This is a genomic window from Microbacterium sp. (assembly GCF_047607465.1).
In the GTDB taxonomy this organism is placed as follows: Bacteria; Actinomycetota; Actinomycetes; order Actinomycetales; family Microbacteriaceae; genus Microbacterium.
Genome location: NZ_JASGCY010000062.1, coordinates 1 through 3,887, shown reverse-complemented (window position 1 = coordinate 3,887; position 3,887 = coordinate 1). Strand labels below are relative to the sequence as shown.

At 71.0% G+C, this 3,887-nt stretch carries 4 protein-coding genes; all 4 read right to left on the bottom strand.

What is annotated here, in order from left to right; genetic code table 11:
• Positions 1-154: 154 nt before the first annotated feature.
• On the bottom strand, positions 155-1,816 hold the full coding sequence (locus tag QM568_RS08905) for a glycoside hydrolase family 13 protein (protein WP_415137943.1): 1,662 nt from the start codon (positions 1,814-1,816) through the stop codon (positions 155-157).
• Positions 1,817-2,447: 631 nt separating this feature from the next.
• On the bottom strand, positions 2,448-3,155 hold the full coding sequence (gene purQ, locus QM568_RS08900; protein ID WP_415137941.1) for a phosphoribosylformylglycinamidine synthase subunit PurQ: 708 nt from the start codon (positions 3,153-3,155) through the stop codon (positions 2,448-2,450).
• Complete coding sequence (gene purS, locus QM568_RS08895; RefSeq protein ID WP_415137939.1) at positions 3,152-3,400, bottom strand: phosphoribosylformylglycinamidine synthase subunit PurS; 249 nt, start codon at positions 3,398-3,400, stop codon at positions 3,152-3,154. Before purS ends, purQ begins: the two co-directional genes overlap by 4 nt.
• A 39-nt stretch (positions 3,401-3,439) precedes the next feature.
• Positions 3,440-3,887: hypothetical protein (locus tag QM568_RS08890; RefSeq protein WP_415137937.1), on the bottom strand; the 448-nt coding region annotated here is incomplete at its 5' end.

Here is a 3,887-nt window from a genome sequence, read left to right as displayed (position 1 = left end):
GTCGGGCGGGGCGGGTCCGGCGCGGCGGGCGGGTCCGGCGCGGCGGGCGGGGCGGTCAGCTTTCCGCGCGAGAAACCACTTTCCGCGTGAGACACCACGTGTGCGGTGGTGTCTCACGACGGAAGTGGGGTCTCACGCCCCCGAGCGCGAGTGCTCAGGCTGTGGTGTACCAGACGGCGGTGTCCACAGGAAGGGCGGTGCCGTCGAAGGGCTGGCTGCGCAGGATCACCGTCGCGTCGGCGGGCAGGGCCACGGGCTTCGTGCCGAGGTTCGCGACGACGTGCACGTCGCCGCGGCGGAAGGCGACGGCATCCGCTCCGGCGTCCTCCCACACCAGCGAGCCGGATCCGAAGCCGTGCTTGCGGCGCGCCGCCAGCAGTTGCTTGTACAGCGACAGGGTCGACGTCTCATCGCCCTCCTCGACGTCGCGGGCGTAATCCGCCCACTCCGCCGGCTGCGGCAGCCATGACGCGCCGGTGTCGTTGAAGCCGAAGGCGACGGCATCCGCTTCCCACGGCAGCGGCACGCGGCATCCGTCGCGTCCGTAGCGCTCGTGGTCGGTGCGGAACCACGTCGGGTCCTGACGGAACTCGTCGGGGATCTCCATCGCCTCGGGCAGGCCGAGCTCCTCGCCCTGGTAGAGGTACGCGGAGCCCGGCAGGGCGAGCATCAGCGTGGTCGCCGCGCGGCCGCGGGCGAGGCCCGTGGCCGTGTCGGGCTTGTCCGGGGTGTTCGGGCCGATGCCCTCGCCCTGGGGGTTGTCGGCGGTGAGCGCGAGGCGGGTCGAGTGACGGACGACATCGTGGTTCGAGAGCACCCAGGTGCTGGGGGCGCCGACCGCACCGAACTCCTCCAGGGACTCGCGGATCACCCTGCCGAGCGCCTTCGCGTCCCACTTCGTCATCAGGTAGGGGAAGTTGAAGGTCTGGTGCATCTCGTCTGGGCGCACCCACAGGGCGGTCTGCTTCAGCGTCGGCAGCCAGGCCTCGCCGCACAGGGCACGGTCGCCGTCGTACTCGGCCAGCACTTCATGCCAGTCGCGGTATATATCGTGAACGCCGACCTGGCCCCAGTACGGCACGTTCTCCTCGCCGCCGCCCATCGAGTCGGCATCTGCCACGGGGGTGTAGTCGGGAAGCCCTTCCTCCTTGACCATGCCGTGCGCGACATCGACGCGGAAGCCGTCGACGCCGCGGTCGAGCCAGAAGCGCAGGACGCTGCGGAACTCTTCTCGCACCTCCTCGTTGGTCCAGTCGAAGTCGGGCTGGGTGACGTCGAAGATGTGCAGGTACCACTGGCCGGGTGTGCCGTCGGGCTCGGTGATGCGCTCCCACATGCCGCCGCCGAAGACGCTCTCCCAGTTGTTCGGGGGGAGCTCGCCGTTCGTGCCGCGGCCGTCGCGGAAGATGTAGCGGGCGCGCTCGGGGCTGCCGGGGGCCGCCCGCAGCGCCTCCTGGAACCAGACGTGCTGATCGGAGGAGTGGTTGGGGACGAGGTCGACGATGACGCGGATGCCGCGGGCATGGGCCTGCGCGAGCATCTCGTCGAAGTCGGCGAGAGTGCCGAACAGCGGGTCGACATCGCGGTAGTCGGCCACGTCGTAGCCGGCGTCGCGCTGAGGGCTGGTCATGAAGGGGCTCAGCCAGATCGCGTCTACGCCGAGGTCCTTCAGCGCGTCCAACCGGCTGGTGATGCCGGGGAGGTCGCCGATGCCGTCGCCGGAGGCATCGGCGAAGGAGCGGGGGTAGATCTGGTAGATGACGGCGCTGCGCCACCACTCGGAACCGGGGGCTGCGATCTGTTCAAGCTGTGCCATGACCTCAGGCTACTGCACGGCGCGACAGGGATCGAATCGATTCGAGCCGGGTGGGTGTCGGGTGTCGGGTGGGTGGGGTGTCGGGTGGGGTGTCGGGTGGGGTGTCGGGTGGGTGGGGAGTGGGTGGGGAGTGGGTGCGGAGTGTCGGGTGGGCGGGGGTGTCGGGTGTCGGGTGTCGGGTGTCGGGCGGGTGTGGGTGTCGGGTGGGTGGGGCGTCGGCGGAGGGGTTCGGCCAGGAAGGGGTTGTCGGCCGGATCGGGTCGTCGACGGGTACAGGTGCACGACTCGGGAACGGATGCACGATCCGGACCGGGAATCGGTCGTGCATCCGTTCCCGGGTCGTGCATGTGGCCTGAGGCCGGGCGGCTGCCGGGGTCTGTCGGGTGTCGGGGTATGTCGGGTGTCGGGGTATGTCGGGTGTCGGCGGAGGGGTGTCGGCGGAGGGGTGTCGGGTGGGTGGGGTGTCGGCGGAGGGGTGCGGCCAGGAAGGGGTTGTCGGCCGGATCGGGTCGTCGACGGGTACAGGTGCACGATTCAGGAACGGATGCACGATCCGGACAGGGATTCGGTCGTGCATCCGTTCCCGGGTCGTGCATGTGACCCGAGGCTGGGCGGATGCCGGGGGCGCGCGTCAGGCGGCGACGCGGGCGACGGCGGCGATCGCGCTCTCGAAGAAGCCGAGGCCGTCGACGCCCGAGCGCATGGCGGCGGCGGTGTCGGGTCCGAAGCCGGGCTCGGTGGCGTGCTCGGGGTGGGGCATGAGGCCCACGACGTTGCCCGCCTTGTTGGTGATACCCGCGATGTCGCGCAGCGACCCGTTGGGGTTCACGCCCGCGTAGCGGAAGGCCACGAGGCCCTCGCCTTCGAGATGGTCGAGGGTCTCGGCATCCGCGATGTAGCCGCCCTCGGCGTTCTTCAGAGGGATGATGATCTCCTGGCCGGTGCGGAACGTGTTCGTCCAGGCCGTGTCGGCGTTCTCGACCGTCAGCTTCTGGTCGCGGCGCACGAAGTGCTGATGGTCGTTGCGGATCAGGCCGCCGGGCAGCAGGTGCGCCTCGACGAGCATCTGGAATCCGTTGCAGATGCCGAGGATCGGCATGCCCGTGGCGGCGGCATCCTTGACCTCGGCCATGATCGGCGAGAGAGCGGCGATCGCGCCGCTTCTCAGGTAGTCGCCGTAGCTGAAGCCGCCCGGCAGCACGAGGGCGTCGACGCCCTCGAGGTCGTGCGAGCCGTGCCAGAGAGCGACGGGTTCGGCGCCGGCGATGCGCACGGCGCGCTGCGCGTCGCGGTCGTCGAGCGAACCGGGGAAGGTGATGACCCCGATGCGCGTGGTCATTCGGCGACCTCGATGCCGACGACGTCCTCGATGACGGAGTTCGACAGGACCTCGTCGGCGATGCGACGGGCCTCGGCGAGCACCTCTTCGGTGACCTCGCCGTCGACGGTGAGCTCGAAGCGCTTGCCGATGCGGACGCCGCTGAAGCCGTCGATGCCCAGGCGTGCGAAGGCGCCGGAGACGGCCTTCCCCTGCGGGTCGAGCAGTTCGGGCTTGGGCATGACGTCGACGACGATGGTGGGCATGACGGCTCCAAGAGTCGCGGGCGGACGGGCGCGTCCAGTCTACGGGAACGCCCGGGTCCCCTCGCGCGTGGCGGCCGCGGCCAGCACCCGCTCCCGCCGCATCTGCCGCCGCCGCATCTGCTCCCGCCGCATCTGCTCCCGCCGCATCTGCTCCCGCCGCCGCATCCGCTGCTGTTGCCATCCGCTGCAGGCGTCCGCGGCCGACGCCCCATCTGAGCGTCCGCGCCCCATCTGATCGACGTCTGCCAGGTGGGGCGTCGTCGCGCAGGTGGGGCGTCGGCGGAAGAAGGAGCGGGGCAGGTGGGGCGCCGGCGGAAGAAGCCAGCGGGGGCGGGCGGCGTCCGCTCGCGCCAGCATCTGCTCGCGCCAGCATCTGCTCGCGCCAGCATCCGCTGCGGCCGCCAGCATCCGCTGCGGCCGCCAGCATCCGCTGCGGCCGCCAGCATCCGCTGCGGCCGCCAGCATCCGCTGCGGCCGCCGGCATCCG

Coding starts and splice junctions, on each gene's coding strand:
- purQ (WP_415137941.1), bottom strand. CDS start 3,155: ATGACCACGCGCATCGGGGTCATCACCTTCCCCGGTTCGCTCGACGAC.
- purS (WP_415137939.1), bottom strand. CDS start 3,400: ATGCCCACCATCGTCGTCGACGTCATGCCCAAGCCCGAACTGCTCGAC.
- QM568_RS08905 (WP_415137943.1), bottom strand. CDS start 1,816: ATGGCACAGCTTGAACAGATCGCAGCCCCCGGTTCCGAGTGGTGGCGC.